This is a genomic window from Pantoea sp. X-Soil-TKNS-1280, assembly GCF_059730475.1.
In genome coordinates this window covers 2,893,123-2,913,153 of the sequence record NZ_AP035962.1, presented here as the reverse complement: position 1 = coordinate 2,913,153, position 20,031 = coordinate 2,893,123, and the positions used below count along the sequence as shown (strand labels likewise).

General features: G+C 53.9%; 15 protein-coding genes and 1 tRNA gene. 6 read left to right on the top strand and 10 right to left on the bottom strand.

Features of this window, described 5'->3' with window-relative positions:
- Nucleotides 1-14 precede the first annotated feature (14 nt).
- Genes fhuB through AC6I8X_RS13460 form a run of 3 tightly spaced genes read right to left on the bottom strand, consistent with a single transcriptional unit; the run spans nucleotide 15 to nucleotide 5,012 of the window.
- Nucleotides 15-1,988 (bottom strand): Fe(3+)-hydroxamate ABC transporter permease FhuB, encoded by a 1,974-nt coding sequence (gene fhuB, locus AC6I8X_RS13470; protein ID WP_497839965.1) that lies wholly within the window; start codon nucleotides 1,986-1,988, stop codon nucleotides 15-17.
- On the bottom strand, nucleotides 1,985-2,857 hold the full coding sequence (locus AC6I8X_RS13465) for an ABC transporter substrate-binding protein (protein WP_313684823.1): 873 nt from the start codon (nucleotides 2,855-2,857) through the stop codon (nucleotides 1,985-1,987). The genes fhuB and AC6I8X_RS13465 overlap by 4 nt, the downstream gene beginning before the upstream one ends.
- Before the next feature lie 4 nt (nucleotides 2,858-2,861).
- Nucleotides 2,862-5,012, bottom strand: coding sequence for a TonB-dependent siderophore receptor (locus AC6I8X_RS13460; protein WP_497839964.1), 2,151 nt, complete (start codon nucleotides 5,010-5,012; stop codon nucleotides 2,862-2,864).
- A 290-nt stretch (nucleotides 5,013-5,302) separates the two neighbouring features.
- Here AC6I8X_RS13460 and AC6I8X_RS13455 point away from each other — a divergent pair, with 290 nt between their 5' ends.
- A complete protein-coding gene (locus AC6I8X_RS13455; protein WP_497839963.1) occupies nucleotides 5,303-6,091 on the top strand; it encodes a helix-turn-helix domain-containing protein in 789 nt (262 codons plus the stop codon).
- 9 nt (nucleotides 6,092-6,100) lie between these two features.
- On the opposite strand, the gene AC6I8X_RS13450 is transcribed toward AC6I8X_RS13455, so the two are convergent.
- The gene (locus tag AC6I8X_RS13450; protein WP_299445429.1) at nucleotides 6,101-6,919 is read right to left on the bottom strand and encodes a helix-turn-helix domain-containing protein; all 819 of its coding nucleotides are present in this window, start codon (nucleotides 6,917-6,919) and stop codon (nucleotides 6,101-6,103) included.
- A 238-nt stretch (nucleotides 6,920-7,157) separates the two neighbouring features.
- Here AC6I8X_RS13450 and AC6I8X_RS13445 point away from each other — a divergent pair, with 238 nt between their 5' ends.
- Both AC6I8X_RS13445 and AC6I8X_RS13440 read left to right on the top strand, forming a co-directional pair.
- Nucleotides 7,158-8,558 (top strand): MFS transporter, encoded by a 1,401-nt coding sequence (locus AC6I8X_RS13445; RefSeq protein WP_313688275.1) that lies wholly within the window; start codon nucleotides 7,158-7,160, stop codon nucleotides 8,556-8,558.
- 10 nt (nucleotides 8,559-8,568) lie between these two features.
- Nucleotides 8,569-10,524 (top strand): glycoside hydrolase family 127 protein, encoded by a 1,956-nt coding sequence (locus AC6I8X_RS13440; RefSeq protein ID WP_497839962.1) that lies wholly within the window; start codon nucleotides 8,569-8,571, stop codon nucleotides 10,522-10,524.
- Nucleotides 10,525-10,617: 93 nt separating this feature from the next.
- On the opposite strand, the gene AC6I8X_RS13435 is transcribed toward AC6I8X_RS13440, so the two are convergent.
- The 4 genes from AC6I8X_RS13435 to AC6I8X_RS13420 all read right to left on the bottom strand — a co-directional run bounded on the left by AC6I8X_RS13435 (nucleotide 10,618) and on the right by AC6I8X_RS13420 (nucleotide 14,343).
- The gene (locus AC6I8X_RS13435) at nucleotides 10,618-12,045 is read right to left on the bottom strand and encodes a hypothetical protein (RefSeq protein WP_497839961.1); all 1,428 of its coding nucleotides are present in this window, start codon (nucleotides 12,043-12,045) and stop codon (nucleotides 10,618-10,620) included.
- Nucleotides 12,046-12,189: 144 nt separating this feature from the next.
- Nucleotides 12,190-12,266: transfer RNA gene (locus AC6I8X_RS13430), tRNA-Pro, on the bottom strand.
- A 72-nt stretch (nucleotides 12,267-12,338) separates the two neighbouring features.
- Nucleotides 12,339-14,093: an LPS biosynthesis-modulating metalloenzyme YejM gene (yejM, locus tag AC6I8X_RS13425; RefSeq protein WP_497839960.1), complete on the bottom strand. Its 1,755-nt coding sequence runs from the start codon at nucleotides 14,091-14,093 to the stop codon at nucleotides 12,339-12,341.
- 22 nt (nucleotides 14,094-14,115) lie between these two features.
- On the bottom strand, nucleotides 14,116-14,343 hold the full coding sequence (locus AC6I8X_RS13420) for a YejL family protein (protein WP_084876079.1): 228 nt from the start codon (nucleotides 14,341-14,343) through the stop codon (nucleotides 14,116-14,118).
- Nucleotides 14,344-14,501: 158 nt separating this feature from the next.
- On the opposite strand from AC6I8X_RS13420, the gene yejK reads away from it, so the two are divergent.
- A complete protein-coding gene (gene yejK, locus AC6I8X_RS13415) occupies nucleotides 14,502-15,506 on the top strand; it encodes a nucleoid-associated protein YejK (RefSeq protein WP_313688282.1) in 1,005 nt (334 codons plus the stop codon).
- A 58-nt stretch (nucleotides 15,507-15,564) separates the two neighbouring features.
- Here the strand turns inward: yejK and rplY are convergent, their stop codons facing one another.
- Nucleotides 15,565-15,849: a 50S ribosomal protein L25 gene (gene rplY / locus AC6I8X_RS13410; RefSeq protein WP_084876077.1), complete on the bottom strand. Its 285-nt coding sequence runs from the start codon at nucleotides 15,847-15,849 to the stop codon at nucleotides 15,565-15,567.
- Between the two features lie 130 nt (nucleotides 15,850-15,979).
- Nucleotides 15,980-17,734, bottom strand: a complete 1,755-nt coding sequence (gene radD / locus AC6I8X_RS13405) for a DNA repair helicase RadD (RefSeq protein WP_299445443.1) — start codon at nucleotides 17,732-17,734, stop codon at nucleotides 15,980-15,982.
- 168 nt (nucleotides 17,735-17,902) lie between these two features.
- On the opposite strand from radD, the gene rsuA reads away from it, so the two are divergent.
- Both rsuA and AC6I8X_RS13395 read left to right on the top strand, forming a co-directional pair.
- Nucleotides 17,903-18,625 (top strand): 16S rRNA pseudouridine(516) synthase RsuA, encoded by a 723-nt coding sequence (gene rsuA / locus AC6I8X_RS13400; RefSeq protein ID WP_313686414.1) that lies wholly within the window; start codon nucleotides 17,903-17,905, stop codon nucleotides 18,623-18,625.
- A 12-nt stretch (nucleotides 18,626-18,637) separates the two neighbouring features.
- Nucleotides 18,638-19,834, top strand: a complete 1,197-nt coding sequence (locus tag AC6I8X_RS13395; protein WP_299445447.1) for a Bcr/CflA family multidrug efflux MFS transporter — start codon at nucleotides 18,638-18,640, stop codon at nucleotides 19,832-19,834.
- Nucleotides 19,835-20,031 lie beyond the last annotated feature (197 nt).

Here is a 20,031-nt window from a genome sequence, read left to right as displayed (position 1 = left end):
CGTAACACCCTCTCTTATGATCTCTCACCACGCCGGGTAAGCAGCCACATCATATAAGGTACGCCCAGCAGGGTGGCGACCAGCCCGGCGGGGAGTTCGCGTGGGGCCAGCAAGGTGCGCCCGGCCCAATCTGCCACTACCATCATTAACGCGCCACTGGGCAGGGCAAGCAGGAGTTGCTGCCCCGGACGCCGCGCACCCAGCAGGCGCGCAATATGCGGAGCGGTGAGGCCGACAAAGGATACCGGGCCGACGATCAAGGTTGCCGATGCCGTCAGCATGGCGATAAAGGTCAGGGTGAGCAGGCGGGCCTGCGCCAGAGTGACACCGACGGAGGCGGCACAGGCTGCACCCAGCGGTAAAATGCTCAGCCAGCGCCGGAAAAACAGCGTCAGTACACTTAATATCAGCGCCATCCCCGCCGCGACTTCTGCATCGTGCGGCATGATCGAGTAAGTCGAGCCGGATAACCAGTTCAGCAAAGTGATGGCGCGTTCATCACCCGCTGCGATGACCGTCGCCACCAATGCCTGGAACAGCGCGCTGATGGTCACACCGGCCAGCAAAACGCGATCCGGGGAAAAATGATGACGGCGGGAAAAAGATAAAATGATCAGCAACGTAACCAACGCCCCGCCCGTGGTAACGCCAAGACGCAGCGCATGTGATGTGCTTCCTACCATCAGAGTCAATGCCAGCATCCCCAAAGCAGCGCCAGCACTCACCCCCATCATTTCCGGGCTTGCCAGCTGGTTACCGGTTAATCGTTGCAGTAACACCCCGGCTGCGGCCAGCATCATCCCGGCAGCACAGGCGGCCACCTCACGGGGTACGCGCCATGGCAACAACGCTGCCAGATGCGGGAGTGGTGTGAATGCCCAGCCGCTGGGGGAGCGGCCAAAAAACACCGATAGCAGGAGACACAGCGCCAGCAACACAAACAAACCGAGGCTAAGAGGGGAGACACGGTGGTCTGTGTGGATCGATTCGCCAGCACCCGCAGACACCGGGGCCAAAGGCATAGATGCTACGCGTAACCTGAGCAGTAACCACAGTATCAGCGGAGCACCAAACAGCGCGGTGGCCGCTCCGGTGGGTACCAACTCCCCCAGCGCATTGGCAAAAGGCTGGACGGCCTGATCGGTACCCCACAGCAATACCGCGCCACACAGCGGGGCCAGTAGTAACTGGTGCAGCAGACGACGCGCGCCGAGCAACCGTGCCAGGGCAGGGGCTGCCAGCCCGACAAAACCTATGACTCCGACCGCACTGACCACGGTGGCGGTCAGCAGCACCGCCAGTGCAAATCCTGCCAGCCTGGCATATTGGGTGCGTAGTCCGAGGCTGCTGGCGTGCAGTTCACCGAGGCCCAGCAGCTGCAACGGACGCCGTAATAATAACGCCAGCAGCCAACCAACCAGCAACTGCCCGGCTAACTGACGTACCGATCCCCAGCCCGCCTGGACCAGCGAACCGGCTCCCCAGATAAACAGGCTGTGCAGATAAGGGGCGTAGAGCAATTGCAGCACGGTGATCACTGAACCACAGAATAAACTCACCACCAAACCGGCAATCGCTACCCGCGAAGGCTCCAGCCCACGTGAGGCTGAAAGGACCAGCACCAGCCCGGCTGCAGCGATCGCCCCGATCAGCGTCACCGTTTGCGTCCCTGCCGCCAGCCAGTGCGGGAGAAATATCGTTACCAGTGAGAGCGCGAGCTGGGCACCGGCAGCCACTCCCAGCGTCATCGGTTCTGCCAGCGGGTTACGCAGCGTTTGCTGAAACAGCAGACCCGCCAGCCCCAGCGCTGCCCCACACAACAGGCTGATCACCAGACGCGGTAACCATCCCTGCAAAACGATCAGTTGCCGAATAGAGTGCGCTGGCATCGGCAGCAACTGGGCAAAGTTATGCAGACTCAGCAACAGTAATGGCAGCAGTAACGCCAGTAGCAATATTATCCGGGCGCGCAGGTTCAGGGGTTTCATGCGGACCGACCTCTGAGTGCTGCGGACAGTTGCCGGGCAAAACGCATGGCGGAGGGGAGCATGCCAAATCCCCAAAAGGCGGGTAATGGCGCGCTATGGCCTGCCTGCACCGCAGGTAGCGCCTGCCATAAGGCATTATCCGCCAGGCCGTGCGGCATACTGGCGGGTAACGGGGTGAAATAAAGAATCTGTGCCTCAGTGGCCGGGGCCAGGCTATCCAGCCCGGCGACGCTGATTCCCCAGTAATCAGTTTCTCGCTGCCAGCCATTGTTGATTTTCATGGCGGTGAGAACGTCCTGAAACAGGCTGCGCTGACCATAGACACCGATATGGCGGGCATCGAAAAAGCGGATAAGGAAAACGGTTAAGTTGGTTGCGTGGCCTGATGCTGCCTGGCGTAAGGTTTCTGCGGCACCGCTGATCAGCTGCGCGGCAGCGGACTGGCGGTGACACAGCTCACCCAGCTGGCGGGTGGCCTCGATGGCGTGTTGCCAGGGTGTCCCTGTGTCGCTGTAAATGGTGAATGCCCGCACCGGAGCGATGCGCTCAAGGATTTCGCGCTGCGACTCCTGGCTGGAATTGATCAGGATATAATCCGGCATTAACTGCTGTAACCACTCCAGATTGGGGGTCAGGCGCAGGCCGACATCCGGCACCTCGGCGGGAATGCGGGGTTCCACCACGTTGTCGTGATACCCCTCGATTTCTGCCACGCCAGCCGGGATCACACCTATCGCCAGTAGCGTTTCCACCAGCCCCCAGTCGAGTACCACCAGACGTGGGGCCGGGAGTGAAGACGCACTCACATAACGCGTGCTCCCCGCCAGGGAGAGCAACGCGAACCACTGTAAAAACGTACGTCTTCTCATGCCATTACCAGCGATAGCGTGCGCTGGCCAGTACGTTTGCGCCATCGGCATAGGTACAGGTCGTGGCGCTATAGCACGAGGCGACATAATGGCGGTCAAGCAGGTTGCTGGCGTTCAGGCTAAACAACCAATGATCACCGGTATCGTAATGAATACCCGCATCCATCACGGTTGCGGACGCCACACGAATGGTGTTTGACGTATCTTCACTGGCTCCGATGTAACGAACACCCGCGTTGACACCAAATCCCTGCATTACCCCCTGATGGAAGGTGTAGTCCAGCCAGGCGGATGCCGTATTGCGTGGTATTCCCCACAGGCGTTTGCCTTCCAGTGAGGTGGTGCCGCCGTCCAGCGTGGTGGCGCTGTCGTTGGAATCAATGGTGACCGCGTTCAGCCAGGTATAGGCGCTGATCAGCGTCAGTGATGGCGTCAGGTTGGCGTGCGCTTCCACCTCGACACCTTTCGATCTGACGCGTCCGGCCTGTGTGTTATACCCCGAATGTTGCGGATCGCTGGTCAGCACATTCTTCTCAGTGAGATCAAACCAGGACGTGGTGATAAAGCCGTTAAAGCCGGTCGGCTGATATTTTACCCCCACTTCATACTGGTTGGCCGTGGTGGGTTTTGCCATGCCGCCACCATATAGCGTACCGACCTGCGGATTAAAGGATTTAGCAAAGCTGACATACGGGGCAATGCCGTTATCAAACTGATAAACCAGCCCGGTGCGCCAGGTGAAGGCACGGGCAGATTGTTCGGTAGAGGAATCCGTTACCGGGTTAACGTCATCGGCATGCGCCCAGTCTTCACGCATCCCCAGCAGGTAACTCCAGTTGCCAAATCGCATCTGATCCTGGGTATAAACGCCCAGTTGCTTCTGACGGATATGATCGTCTGACGTGGTGTTGGGCATGGTGACGGCGCTGTACTCTGGCGCAAAGGCATCCAGCGTTGGCGCAGCGCCCAGCCCCACGGTTTCGCGATACAGCACCCGCTGGAAATCAACACCTGACAGCAACTGGTGCGAGACAGCGCCGGTATCGAAATCGGCTTCCAGCTGGTTATCGACTGAAAGGGTTTTCGCCTGTTCATGGTTGAAGAAGGCATAACGGTTGAGCACGCGGCTGGAACCACTGGCGTAACCGTTGGTGAAAACATTTTCGAGGTTATCTTTCACATCGCTGTAATGCACATTTTGCCGCATCATCAGGGTGTTATTCAGGCGATGCCAGAATTCATAGCCCACGGAGAACTGGGTACGTGAATGATGATCAAAGTTGGGATCGCCGAGGTTGGTATGTGGCGAGATCTTACCGTTCGCCGTGCCGAATACGCTGCCGACTGCCGGAACAAAGTTGTAATAACCGATATCCGGATCACGCTGATACTTGGCCAGCACCGTCAGCGAGGTATCCTCGTTGGGTTGCCAGGTCAGTGCGGGCGCGACATACACATGCTTTTGCCGCGTATCGTCAACCTGAGTTTTACTGTCGGTGCCGCTGGCTGTCAGGCGGTACAGCAGGGTGCCATCGTCGTTGGCTTTGCCACCGACATCAAAACCGGTTTGCAGATGGTCGTGGCTCCCTGCGGTAACAAACACCTCGTTTACTGGCGTTGCCGTGGGTTTTTTACTGGTCAGATTGACCACGCCGCCGGGATTAACCTGGCCATATAACACCGAGGCCGGTCCATGCAGCACCTCAATGTTGCTAAAGCCATAGGTATCATAATTGGCAATCGCATAACCGAAGCTGCTGTCGCTCGGCATTCTGGCACCATCCAGAAATTGTTCCAGATAGAAGCCGCGGCTGAACAGATAACTCGCGCCATTGCTGGATGCGCCACGTATCTCTGACACCACACCGGAGGTGTAGCGCAAGGCTTCAGCCGTGGTCTGCGCTGCCTGTAAATCCATCTGCTTACGCGTCACGCTGGATACCGATTGCGGCACCTCAATTTTCGGCGTTGCCGTTTTGGTCGCGCTGGTGGTGCTGGTGGATACCACGCTGGTGTCATCTGTCGATGGCCGGGCAGCCTGGCTGGCCGTCACCACCATTTGCTGATCTGCTGCGCTGACTTTAGCAGCCATCAACACTAACGCAAGCGCACTCAGTACGAATGGACCCTTACCCATGCCTGTCATCTTGCACATCAATTTTCCCTATCTCTTAATAAGTTAAATAAATGCTCACCACATAAAAGTTTGTCTGGATAAGGCTTTTTTGACTCGCGTTACAAAAGCTGCACCAGCAGCGTAACGGGCAATCCCGACCAGGAGAAGGCGAATGATAATGATTTTATTTCTTATTAAAAGATGGTGGCTGTCTGTTATTCTGTGCTCGGAGAGATCACCCTGAAAAAGCGACAAAGGTTGTCGCAATCGATAAATAGTGGCGAAATTTTCGGATATCAGGCGGAGGAGAGGTGATGGCAGGTGGTGAAATGAATAGCGCACTCAAACTGAAAAGTAAAATTCCGCAGCTGCAACCGCAGATGTTAACGCCGGCTCCCTCTGTCGTGTCCTATTTCTACACGCACCAGCAGGCACAGGCCTGGCATTCACACGCCACGGCGCAGCTGACATATTGCAGTAGTGGGGCGGTCACTATCCATACCGCCGAGGCAAGCTGGACCTTACCTCCTTACCGTGCGTTATGGATCCCCTCCGGGCTCACGCACCAAACCCATGCGCAGGCAGGGACGCAGACTCATAATTTATATCTGGCCGATGCGGGTGAGAAAAAATGTATTGAGACACTTTGCCCTTTGCTAATCACCCGTCTCGTCCATCAACTGGTAACCGAACTGGATGATTTACCCCAGCATCAGCGGCGCAATCTGCTCATCCTGGCGTTGCTGTTCAATGAATTAAGCCAGGCACAATCGGCGCAGGTCAGTTGCCTGCCGGTAGCGAAAGAGCCGCGACTGTTGGCGATAACCGGGACATTGCTACAGCAGCCAGGCAATAACGCTACGCTGGAGAGCCTGAGCAATCAGGCTGGGATCACCCCGCGAACCCTGTCCCGCTTGTTTCGTCAGGAGACCGGGTTAAGCTTCGCGCAGTGGCGTCAGCAGTTAACTATTACAACGACCATCAACCAGCTGTCACAGGGGATGGCGGTGGAAGAGATTGCCAGCCAGCTGGGATATTGTAACGGCAGTGCGCTGATTGCCATGTTTAGTAAAGCGCTGGGACTGACGCCACAACGCTACTTTGCATTTCAGGGATGAGACGACATATCAGGAATTAATGTGCTCTTTACAGTAGCGTTGTTTCCAGCCTGCTGGCGTCAGGCCGGTATGTTTACGGAAGATTTGCCGAAAATAGCTGGTATCGCTGAACCCGCACTGTCGGGCCACTTCGGTTAACGACAATGAATTGCTGATCAGCAGTTTTTCGGCTGCCAGGACGCGCTGACGATGGATGGCTTCCGTCAGCGTCAGGCGAAATGTCCGACGGTAAACCCGGCCAAGATAATCGGCATTGCAGTGCAGCTCTTTTGCCAGCACCGCAGTGGAAAGCGGCAGATGGAATCGGCTACGGATGATCTGATGCGCTTTCCATGCCAGGGCGACGCCTGGGCTGTCATCGGCGCTTTCCTGCGGGCCTGGGGCAGCGATTTGTTGCAGAATCAGCAGCAAAATGCACTCCAGCGCGATACTGCGATGAATGTTTTCCTGTTCGCTAAGAAACTGCCGAAACAGCGCAATAACGTATTGTGGATCGCCAACGCGGGTGTGCTGGGGAAGCGTTAACAGCGCCTGATGCAACCCGGTTTCTCTGGCTCCTTTCAGCCATTCAAAATGCAGCCAGTAGAATTTTAGATCTGGCGGAAATGTTCCTTCCCCGACGTGCCGATATCCGGGCCTCAGCAGCAGGCTTTCACCTGCCTGTACGGAAAATAACCGATCCTCTTCGCGAATTTGCAGCTCGCCACGCTCGACAAAGATGACTTCCCAGGAGGACAGGGTGCGCGCCGGATGGCTTCCCACGCCACGGGAAATAAACAAACCCCCGTTTTGCACCTGAATCGGAAATGCTATGGATAATTCGAACATCGATATTCAATTTCCTGCTTTTGGGCGACCATAAAATCACTTTGTGACTGATTATTAATCATAAAGTGAGGCGATGCCCGATCCAGTTCACATTTCAGCTATCAGGTCGGAATTACCCTGTTTTTATACTTTTCCGTTCCCTTGTTGGTTGCCAGATTGCAGGCAGAATGAGTCAGGTACCTGTAAATAAGCCCGCCATGATGCGGGTAATGTACTCTGACCTGACGAGGAGTTTTCGATGACTTCTACCCCGATTACGCAAACCGAGCTGACGCAGCAGGACACCAGCGATGTGCTGTCGATGCGCGAGAAAATCGGTTATGGGCTGGGGGACGCCGGTGGCACGGTGATCACCTGCCTGATTATGAATTTTCTCACGTTTTTCTATACCGATGTCTTTGGCCTGACTCCGGCACTGGTCGGAACCTTGTTTATTGCTCTGCGCGTGTTTGATGCGGTATCCGATCCGATCATGGGGATCATTGCCGACCGCACCCAGAGCCGCTGGGGACGTTTCCGCCCCTGGCAGCTGTGGATTGCGGTACCGATTGGCATCATTGGCGTTCTGACCTTTACCGTCCCTGATGTCAGCATGAACATGAAAATCGCCTGGGCTTTCGGGACTTATTTGCTGCTCTCGATCAGCTACACGGCGATTAACGTGCCTTACTGTGCGCTGATCAACACCATGACCACCCGCCATACGGAAGTGCTTTCCTGCCAGTCATGGCGTTTTGTGTTGTGTGGCGTGGCGGGTTTTCTGGTCTCCGTCGGCCTGCCGTGGCTGGTGTCGGCGCTGGGTAAAGGCAATGCCGCACTCGGTTATCAGGCGGGCGTGGGACTGCTGTGCACGGTGGCGGTGGTGATGTTTCTTTGCTGCTTCTTCTGGGTGCGTGAGCGCGTACCGCTGGACAGCATGGGCAAATTTACCCTGCGGCAACATCTGGCCGGGTTACGCCGCAACGACCAACTGTTGCTGATGTTGCTGATGTCCTTCCTGCTGATTAATGTGTTTAACATCCGTGGTGGTGGCTATATGTACTTCATCACCTATGTGCTGAAAGGCAGCACTGCCTATACCTCGCTATTTTTCACCATGGTGACCTTTGCCTCGATTCTTGGCTCAGTCATCGTCAGCCCGCTGTCAAAACGCATTGATACCGTCAAACTTTACTATCGCACCAATATTGTGTTGGCGGCCCTGGCGGTTTTGATGTGGTTGCTGCCCACAGGCGTGGCGTGGCAGACGCTGTGGCTGGCGGTGATCCTCGGTAACGGCATTATCCTCGGCTTTACGCTGCCGCTGCATTTTGCGCTGATGGCGTTTGCCGATGATTACGGTGAGTGGAAAACCGGTGTGCGCTCGTCGGGGATGAACTTTGCCTTCAACCTGTTCTGTATCAAGCTCGCCTGGGCTTCCAGTGCCGGGATCATCAGCCTGGTGTTTATCTTCGTGGCCTACCAGCCGGGTGCCGGTAATCAGACCGCCGCTTCACTGCAGGGAATTACCACCATGGAAACTCTGCTCCCGGCCTTATTTCACCTGCTGCTGGCGTTCAGCATTCGTGCCTGCAAACTTAATAATCCGATGATGGCACGCATTGCCAGTGACCTGCGCGTCCGCCATGTTCAGTCTTAAGGAGACCCTAATGTCTGTGATGGAAGTTAACCTGCATAAGCTCAAAATCAGCGACCCGTTCCTCGGTCAGTACCAGCAACTGGTACGCGATGTCGTGATCCCTTATCAGTGGGATGCGCTCAATGACCGCATCGCGGAAGCCGATCCCAGCCATGCTATCGAAAATTTCCGCATTGCCGCTGGCCTGCAACAAGGGGAGTTTTACGGCATGGTGTTCCAGGACAGTGACGTGGCGAAATGGCTGGAGGCTGTCGCCTGGTCTTTGTGTCAGAAACCCGACGCGGAGCTGGAGAAAACCGCAGATGAGGTGATTGAGCTGGTGGCAGCCGCCCAGTGTGACGATGGCTATCTCAACACCTATTTCACGGTCAAAGCGCCAGCGGATCGCTGGACCAATCTCGCCGAATGCCATGAACTTTACTGCGCCGGACATATGATTGAAGCCGGTGTGGCTTTCTTTCAGGCCACGGGCAAACGCCGCTTGCTGGAGGTGGTCTGCAAACTTGCTGACCATATTGATAGCGTCTTTGGCCCGGGGGACACACAGCTGCATGGCTATCCGGGACATCCGGAAATTGAACTGGCGCTGATGCGTTTACATGAGGTAACCCAGGAACTGCGCTATATGACGCTGGTGAACTACTTTGTCGAACAGCGCGGTACGCAGCCGCATTTCTATGATATTGAGTATCAAAAGCGGGGCGAAACATCCTACTGGAATACTTACGGCCCGGCATGGATGGTAAAAGACAAGGCCTACAGTCAGGCTCATCAACCCATTGCGGAACAACAGACGGCGATTGGTCACGCGGTACGCTTTGTCTACCTGATGACGGGCGTGGCGCATCTGGCAAGACTCAGCCAGGATGAAGCGAAACGGCAGGATTGCCTGCGTCTGTGGCATAACATGGCGCAGCGCCAGCTGTATATCACCGGCGGCATCGGCTCGCAAAGCAGCGGGGAGGCCTTCAGCAGCGATTACGATTTACCGAACGACAGCGTCTATGCCGAAAGCTGTGCTTCGATTGGCCTGATGATGTTTGCCCGGCGTATGCTGGAGATGGAAGCCGACAGCCAGTACGCCGATGTGATGGAACGCGCGTTATATAACACCGTGCTGGGAGGGATGGCGCTGGATGGCAAACATTTCTTTTACGTCAATCCGCTGGAAGTACATCCTAAAACCCTCAGTTTTAACCATATCTACGATCATGTTAAACCGGTACGTCAGCGGTGGTTCGGCTGCGCCTGCTGTCCACCGAATATCGCCCGCGTGCTGACCTCGCTGGGGCACTATATCTATACACCGCGCGAGGATGCGCTTTACATCAATCTTTATGTCGGCAATAGCGTGGAAGTGCCGGTAGGCGAACAAACGCTACGCCTGCGTATCAGCGGCAACTTCCCGTGGCAGGAAAATGTGACCATCGCTATCGATTCAGCGCAGCCGGTGCGGCATACGCTGGCTCTGCGTTTGCCGGACTGGTGCGATGCACCACAGGTGGCGCTTAATGGCGTGGCGGTAGCGCATGACATCCGCAAAGGTTATCTGCATATCAATCGGCTCTGGGTGGAAGGCGACACCCTGGCGCTGACATTGCCCATGCCGGTACGCCGTGTGTATGGCAATCCGCTGGTACGTCACGTTGCAGGCAAAGTGGCGATTCAACGCGGTCCGCTGGTGTATTGTCTGGAACAGGCGGATAACGGCGAGCAGCTGCATAATCTGTGGTTGTCTGACTCTGCCAACTTCACGACTTTTGAGGGTAAAGGGTTGTTTGCGCATAAGGTGCTCATTCAGGCTGAGGGCAGCAAGCACACTTCTCATGAGCCTGAGCAGCAATTGCTCTGGCATTATGATCGTGCACCTTCCACCCGGCAAACTCAAACCTTAACGTTTATTCCGTGGTTTAGCTGGGCGAATCGTGGAGCAGGGGAGATGCGGATTTGGGTGAATGAGGGGTGATTTTTGATTTGTAGCACCGGATTGGAGCTGGAACACCACCAGGGTGATACCCTGGCGGTGTAAAATAGCGAAATTTGATTTAAGGCTAATGAGTTATTTCACACCATGATTTAGCACGGCGCTGGCATTGATGACCAGACAAGGCTCAGTACAAGTGTTGTTGAGGCCAATCACCGGCGCAGCTGGAATGACATAATTCATCGCGTGCTCTTTTCTGGCTGAATACGCCATGCCCGCAAATGTCCAGGGCATGCCTAATGAAAGGGCACCGAACTCATCATATTTAGTGGATTTTGCAACTCTCGGTAAATTATCTGAGTTGATGCTGTAATACAACTCACCTTTGAATTCTGCAGGAACAGTTCTCAGGACTTCAGCGTTGAACAGATGATATTCTTCCTGCTGAGGTAGAGAAAAACCATTGCGGATATTCTGGTTGCTAACAAATACCGTCAGTAAGATGAAAATAACATAAGGTATTTGCGGGAATCTGATGTTCTTAAAAATCGTCAATAGGCCAACGATGAACACCGCCGTGGTGATCAATGCAATGGCGACGATGGTGCGATACGCTGCCCAGCTCTCACTGACCAGTAAGTTTGGCAATCCTGATGCAAACACGAAAAAGACAAAAAAATAAGGTTTTTTTCTACCATGTTTTGTCATTGCAGCGATACCAATACCCATAATGACGAGTGAGAGGATGACAGAAAATAACGTTTTGCCTAAGTCATAATTGGCAATGGCGTTTTTTAGCGGTTCTTTAATGAACCACAATAATTTCTTTCCAAACTCCAGAGTTACATTCGTTCTGGCCAGAATGTCATGGTAAAGCCAGTACGGCAGTGCTTTGGCAAACAGCAATGCGCTGAACATACCAAAGCCTAACATCAATATCGTCCTGATGAAAATCTTACGATCAACCACTCGCTTTGACAGACAAAGGTCAATCATCGCAAAGAATAAAAAGCTCATGCCAGCAGGCTGATAAATGGCAAAAGAAGCCGAGATAAAGATCGCTGATAATAATAATCTGCTTAATGATGTTCTGTGGCTGGTGAGGCAGGAATAACTCAGGCCAGAAAAAATGACGGAAAGTACGTAAGGGAAACATACCGACCAGGCCGTGTACACCTGAAACGAAGGCAGCAGGCATAACATCGTACTGAAAGTGAAGCGCTGCAGGTTATTCTCAAGAATCTGACGTTTGCTGGTGAAATAATAGAGGTAACATCCCAGAGCAATCAGTGACAGGAGTGAAAATACTCTCAGAACGATAAGGCTATTAACATCGTCAATAAAAAATGAAAAAAGATAACGAAAAAAACCATACAATGGCCTGCCAGATAAAACATCCCACTTTAATATGCTATTGGGGTCTGTATTTGATGCGTATATGTAAAACCAGTCATCAGAAAAAGCATAATTTGAGAGATAGATCGGGCTGTAGCCTATTAATATGAAAAAGGCGATTAAGAAATAGAATTTAACATTATAGTTTGCGTTTATCGTATTAATCATGTCCTGTTCTTCTTCGTATATCCTGGTCAACGCATGGAAGGGTAATTGGGGGCGTAAAGGTTAGCATGCAGGACCACGATATGACCATCACGATATTCAGGCAATAAAAAAGCAGCCGTTGCAGGCTGCTTTTTTTGGGAATTTTGGTCGGCACGAGAGGATTTGAACCTCCGACCCCTGACACCCCATGACAGTGCGCTACCAGGCTGCGCTACGTGCCGAACGTGGAGGCATATACTACCGTTTCCGCGCACGATTGCAAGATGCGAGCGGTTTAACTGCCTCATATTTAATCAGTTTGCGATGAAGCGCTTCTCTTCCGTCAGTACCTGCAACAACAACGCCAGTTGCGGTTTATGATCCTTCAGCGCTTTACCCTGTGCATCGTATGCACGGTAGCTGCCATTATTGTTCAGTACCAGAGTCATGTCCGGTGTGGTTACCACCAGCCTGCCATCTTCACTGCTCGCTACCCAATTATGGCTGCGCTGAGCGGCGAACAGATCTTCACCCTGAGAATAGTTCACCGGGTTGGTCCGCACATGCAGCAGCCGTTGCATCAATGTCACCATCACATCCTGTTGATCGGTGAGGCGATCGATAGTCTGCGCTGGCGTATTCGGCCAGTGCACCACCAGCGGCACCTGCAGGGTCGCGCGGTTGCCCGGATTGTTGTCATCACCATCCAGCGCAATGGCGCGCTGAGCGGTAATCACCACTACAGTATTCTTCAGTAAATCGCGCTGTTGCAGGGTTTGCAGTACAGCGGCGATTTGCGCGTCAACACCCGCAGCCTGACGTAAATAGCTACGCTGTTGCGCTTTCAGGCTATCGCCAGTGATGGTGACGCCATTCAGTGCCACCCAGGAGAACCAGGGGGTGCTGTTGTCCTTCTGCCCGTTGAGCCAGTTTTGCCATTGGGCGACGGTCGCGCTATTCGGCTGGCTGTCCATGGCGGGCAGGGAGTAGTCCGCCAGCAGTGCCTGACGATATAACGGCTGATTAAAACCATCGGAGGAGAACAACCCGAACTGATAACCCTGGCTGTTCAGCGCGCTGAGTAATGTGGAAGGCGTACGTGCGGCCAGCACCCCATCCATATAGCTTGATGAGATGCCGTAGAACAGACCAAACAAGCCTTTTTCAGGCTGGTTTCCGGCGCTGTAGTGCTGCGTGAAGCGCACGTTGTCAGTAGCGAACTGATTCAGCGACGGTAACGCTTTTTCCACGTTGGCGTTATTCAGGCCATCCACCGTCAGCACCAGCAAATTATGACGTGTACCACCATCGCGGAAGGTGATATCGCTTAACGGATATTGCACCGATAACGCTTCCGGATCGCCTTGCTGCACCAGACGCTGCTGATACGCCTGCGCATCCAGCAGACCGTGACGCTCAAGGAAACGTCGCGCCGTCATCGGATAGGAAAGTGGCAGGTTAGCGCGCTGCATCGTGATCGGACGATAGAAGTTGGCATCAGCCCAGATATACAGCAGATGGCTGGCAAAGAACGCACAGATAAACAGCGCTGCCAGCGGTTTGCCAAACGAACGACGGTTGAGGCTGCGCAGCTTCTGCCAGCTCCAGGTGGCAAACAGCATCTGCACCAGAAATATCACCGGTACGCTGATAAACATCAGCTGCCAGTCGCGCGCCATCTCACTTTGGTCGGGGTTTATCACCAGCTCCCACACCACCGGATTGAGATGGAGATGGAAGCGGTTGAATACCGCACTGTCGACCATAATCAGCGTCAGCCCTGTGGTGGCGATGATAGCTGAAAGGAACCTGAGCAATCGCTGCGACATCACCACAAAGGTGAGCGGGAAGATCACCAGCAGATAAACGGAAAACACCAGAAAGCTAAAGTGGCCAATCCAGCTGGTATAGGCATAGATACGACCAGCCAGCGACGCTGGCCAGTCGGAAACCAACAGGTAACGGCTGCCTAAAACTAACGCGAAGAGAATATTAAACAGGGCAAACCAATGCCCCCAGCTGATCATCTGGGAGACTTTGTCACGGTAGCGCTGCCGGTTGGTTACCATATTATAAGGTCAAATCTGCAAATTAATGGGCGTTGTCATCGCGAACCGACGCTTGCAACGCATCGGCAAAAGATCGTGCCAGGCTGCGGCGCTGTGCCGGAGAGACGCTGGTGTTGATCAAATTGGTTACCATATTCCCCAGTACCATCAGGGAAAGGTCGGTTGGCGCTTTGTCTTTTTCAAGAATCTGCGCCATTTGCGCGAGGAGTTTCTCCACGCGTTCGTCACTGTAACGGGATGATTGTGGCATATCGTCGACTAATCAAGTATCAAAAGGCGGTATATTACCGTAACAACGCGATTTTTTCCGCAATTTTATCAAACGCGAAACGTTCGTGTTGTGTATGGAGTTGAAAGCAGCGGCGTGCGGTGTTTGAATACGCGCCTGTGCTTAAAGGAGAGTCTATCATGAGTCTGGATATCGACCAGATTGCCCTGCATCAGTTAGTTAAACGTGATGAGAACCAGCTTGAGCTGGTGCTGCGTGATACCCTGCTGCCTGCCACCAAAGCGGTTGAGGAGATGGCAGAAGAGTTGCATCGGGTGTACAGCGCCAAGAACAAAGCCTATGGGTTGTTCGATGAAGAGAGCGAACTGGCCGCTGCGCTGCGTAATTGCCGCAAAGGGGAAGATGACTTTCTCGCCTTTAGCCGGGCGGCGACCGGGCGTCTGCGCGATGAACTCGGCAAATATTCTTTTGCTGAAGGCGGTATCGTGCTGTTTATCCATTATCGTTATCTGGCGGTGGAATACCTGCTGGTTGCGGTGCTGAACAGCCAGTCCAGCATGCGGGTTAACGAAGAACTGGATATCAGCAGCACACACTATCTCGATATTAATCATGCCGATATCGTCGCGCGCATTGACCTCACCGAATGGGAAACTAACCCGGAATCGACCCGTTATCTGACGTTTTTGCGTGGACGGGTAGGGCGTAAAGTTGCCGACTTCTTTATGGATTTCCTCGGTGCCAGCGTGGGCCTCGATACCAAAGCACAAAACCGCGGCTTATTGCAGGCGGTGGATGATTATTGTGCGGAGTCGAATCTGGATAAAAATGAACGCCAGAATTACCGTCAGCAGGTTTACAGCTATTGTAACGATCAGCTGCAGGCCGGTGAGGAAATTGCGCTGGAAGACCTTTCCAGCGAACTGCCGCCGCTGGGCGAAAAGACTTTTCAGGCGTTTACCCAGGAGCAAGGCTACGAGCTGGAAGAGCATTTTCCTGCCGATCGCAGCACCTTACGTCAGCTGACTAAATTTGCCGGTAGCGGTGGTGGGTTAACCCTGAACTTCGACGCCATGCTGTTGGGTGAGCGTATTTTCTGGGATCCTACGACGGATACGCTGACCATCAAAGGCACGCCGCCTAATCTGCGCGATCAGCTGCAACGTCGCACCGGCGGCAACTGATTTCCGCCCATAAAAAAACGCCGCAGATGCGGCGTTTTTTCTTCAACTCGTCAGGCGATTAAGCGCGAACGAAGTCGATGTGGTGCAGTTTCGGCTTGAACGGGTGACGCTGTACAGCCTGAACTTTAACTTTGATTTCTTTACCGTCAGCAACGATGGTCAGAACGTCAGTGTAAAAGCCTTCTTTAGCCTGCATGTTCATGACTGAGTCGTGATCCAGTTCGATAGAAACCGGTGCTTCAGTTCCGCCATAAACGATGGCCGGGAACTTGTTAGCGTGGCGCAGGCGGCGGCTCGCACCCTTACCCTGCTCTTTACGTACTTCTGCGTTGATAGTAAACATCTTAATATCTCTTCGTTGATTCCTGTTACAGGCGACCCAGCAACAGAACGATTATTCAAACGCCATTGCGAATGCAAAAGCGGGCGGCATTATAGCCGCTAAGCGCCGCACGGGCAAATGATTCCGTGGGTCAACGCAGTTCATTGGCCCGACGAAAACGGCCCTGATAATCAAATATTTTTTCGCGGACTTGCCAGAAATGGCCCTTAGCACGCGCCACGACAAAATCAGGATGACGTAATAACGGTTGCAGAGCTACCACATCGCTGGCGGTCTGCCATCCGAGTGGCACACCTGGTGCGCGCTGATGGGGACGCATAAACAGTTGTTCAAATGCCTTACGTTGCGCGGGCGTGTGCAGGCGAAAACGTTCGCTGACGTCCAGACCATCCTCATCATAATAAGTCGCTTTCAGCCATTCGCCTTTCTCATCACGTCCCTGCGTTAGCGTCATGCCGCCGCAGCGCAGCACACGAGCGTCTTTGAGTTTCAGCGCGGCCTTCAGCATATCATCGGGATCAACCAGCACCTTGTCGCACTGGTGACAACGACGCGCCGCGATATCGTTTTCGGCACCGCAATCCGGGCAGCTTTTGAAGCGGAAGCGATAATCACATTGCTCACGCTGCCCGTCGTCGTCTTCCAGCACCCCCTGGCAACGGCGGCCAAAATGCTCAATCACATGACCATCAGCAGTGGCTTTGCCCCAGAAGGTGTTGGCGAAGCCGCAGGCGGGACAAAAAACCTGCACCGGCTGATTATCGCTGGCCCCTTTGGGCGCACCCACTTCAGGCGTGAAGAGATCGTGTGGGTTACCGGCGTAATCGAGGATCAGGCAGTCGGTTTTGCCGGGGGAAAGGCGCAAGCCGCGTCCGACGATTTGCTGATACAGGCTGACAGATTCGGTGGGGCGCAGAATGGCAATCAAATCGACATGGGGGGCATCGAAGCCGGTGGTCAGCACCGCGACGTTAACCAGAAACTTCAATTGCTGCGCCTTAAAGGCGTTAATCAGACGGTCGCGTTCTTTCACCGCCGTTTCGGCTGAGACCAGAGCGCTATTTTCCGGCAACAGCGTTAACACCTCACGCGCGTGCTCGACGGTGGCGGCAAAAATCATCACGCCACGGCGATCGTCGGCAAACTCCACGATCTGGCTGATAATGTGCGGCGTAACGCGCTGCTGCTGTTTCAGTTCCCGATTCAGGTCGGCTTCGCTGAACAGACCGTTGTTTTGCGGCATCAGGCGGCTGAAATCGTATTGCACCACCGGCATATCCAGCCGTTCTGGCGGTACCAGAAAGCCATGCTTAATCATATAGCGCAGCGGCAATTCATAGATGCAATCACGAAAAAGCGCCTTTTCATCGCCGCGTACCATTCCATGATAATGAAACTGATAGATCCAGCCTTTACCCAGGCGGAATGGGGTAGCCGTCAGCCCCAGCAGCCGCAACTGTGGATTATGTTGGCGCAGATGGGTGAAAAGTTGCTGATACTGACTTTCGCTGTGATCGCTGATGCGGTGGCATTCATCGACGATCACCAGGGAAAAGGCACTGTCGAAACGATCGAGGTTGCGTGCCACCGACTGCACACTGCCAAACACCACTTTGCGTTCGCTTTGTTTCCTTTGTAATCCCGCGGCGAAGATATCGGCTTCCAGTCCGTATGCCTGATATTTGCTGTGGTTCTGCTCCACCAGTTCTTTGACATGCGCCAGCACCAGCACGCGCCCGCGCGCCAGTCGTGCCAGTTCGGCAATTACCAGGCTTTTTCCTGCCCCGGTGGGCAGCACAATCACTGCGGGTGTCGCATGCTGGCGGAAGTGGGCAACGGTCGCGTTAACCGCTTCTTGCTGGTAGGGGCGCAGGGTGAAAGACATCGGGCCAAAACTTTTTTCTGAAACGGACCCGCATTATGCCATGAAAGCGCCTGAAACGCAGGATCAGCTCTGTTAGCCGTCGATGGTTCAGGCTATACTGCCCTTACATTTTCAACGGATAAAAACACCGTTTCAGTTTCCCTCCGCAGTAACAGGCAAAGCGAATTCATGCGACTCGACAAATTCATATCTCAGCAACTGGAAATCAGCCGTGCCATTGCCGCACGTGAAATACGTGCAAAAAAAATCACCATTAATGGTGAAACGGTGCGTGACACCTCCTATAAAGTGCTGCCGGATGACGAAGTGGAATACGACGGTAATCCACTGGTTCAGCAGCATGGTCCACGCTATTTCATGCTGAACAAGCCGCAGGGTTATGTCTGCTCCACTGATGATCCGGATCACCCGACCATCCTGTTCTTTATTGAAGAACCTATGGCCTGGAAGCTGCACGCGGCAGGGCGTCTGGATATTGATACCACCGGTCTGGTGCTGCTGACTGATGACGGTCAGTGGTCGCATCGTATTACTTCGCCACGTCACCATTGTGAAAAAACCTACCGTGTCGGGGTTGAATCCCCACTCGATCCGGCGCTGGTGGACACCTTTGCCGCGGGTATCCAGCTGCACAATGAAAAAGATCTGACCAAACCGGCGACGCTGGAAATTATCGGCCCGCAGGAAGCGTTGTTGACCATCAGCGAAGGGCGTTATCACCAGGTGAAACGCATGTTTGCGGCGGTGGGTAATCATGTGGTGACCCTGCATCGCGAACGTATCGGCGCTATCGCGCTTGATGCCGATCTTGAAGAAGGGGAGTACCGTGAATTGACCGGGGAAGAGGTCGAGAGCATTGGTTTACCTGACGAATTAAAACAACAGAAATAGCGGGAGCACGTGGTGCCAAAGGACAAGAACTCACCGGTCGGGTTAGTGGTTATCCTCGGATTGCTGGCGATGTTGATGCCGCTCTCCATCGATATGTATCTGCCAGCAATGCCACAAATTGCACGTCAGTTTGCCGTTTCATCCGGCAGCGTGCAGATGACGCTTAACCTTTATATTCTCGGCTTTGCCATTGGTCAGCTGGTTTATGGACCGCTGGCGGATAGCTATGGCCGCAAACCGGTGATTGCCCTTGGTACGCTGATTTTTGCCTGTGCGGCGGCGGCGTGTGCGTTATCGCAATCCATCGATCAACTGATCTTCATGCGTTTTCTGCACGGCCTGTCGGCAGCGGCGGCCAGCGTGGTGATCAACGCCCTGATGCGTGACAGCTACTCGAAAGAGGAATTCTCACGCATGATGTCGTTCGTCATGTTGATTACCACCATTGCGCCGTTGCTGGCACCGATTATCGGTGGCTGGTTGCTGCTGTTGTGGAGCTGGCATGCCATTTTCTGGACGTTGTCGATAGCGGCTATCGTGACCACCGTGCTGGTGGTGACCCAGATCCGCGAGACGCTCAAACCTGAGCAGCGTCAGCGTTTTCATCTGCGTACCACGATGGGGAATTTTGTCGCGCTGGTACGGCATAAACGCGCTTTCAGTTACATGCTGGCAAGTGGTTTCTCGTTTGCCGGGTTGTTTGCTTTCCTTAATGCCGGGCCTTTCGTGTACATCGAGGTGAACCACGTTTCGCCACAGAACTTTGGTTATTACTTTGGCCTCAACGTGGTTTTCCTGTTTGTGATGACGTTGATTAACAGCCGTGCGGTGCGTCGTTTTGGTCCGCTGGCGATGTTCCGAATCGGGTTGGTCATTCAGTTCTGTATGGGCGTCTGGCTGCTGGTGGCGAGTGCACTCAACCTGGGTTTCCTGCCGTTGGTGCTGGGCGTGGCGATGTTTATCGGTTGTGTCTCGACGGTTTCCTCCAACGCGATGGCGGTGATTCTTGATGAATTCCCGCATATGGCGGGTACCGCATCATCACTGGCGGGTACGCTGCGTTTTGGTGTTGGTGCGCTGGTGGGGGCGTTACTTTCGATGGTGAACGTCAGCAGTGCCTGGCCGATGGTCGCGACCATTGCGTTATGCGCCACCGTTTCTATTATGTTGTTCAGTTACGCTACACGACCTCGTCATAATATCGCCTGAATCCTCTCTGCGGTTTCGTCACTGACGGCGCGATTTAACGCGCCGTTACGGGCAATTTTCATCCATTCTCCAACCCTTTCCCACGCGTGATGTTTCCATATTGTGAAAATTAATAAGTAAAAAAGTAACCACATTGCGTCTAAAATGATTGTTAACTGCCGCTGAACAAGGTACATATAGCGATAAATGCGAGCATT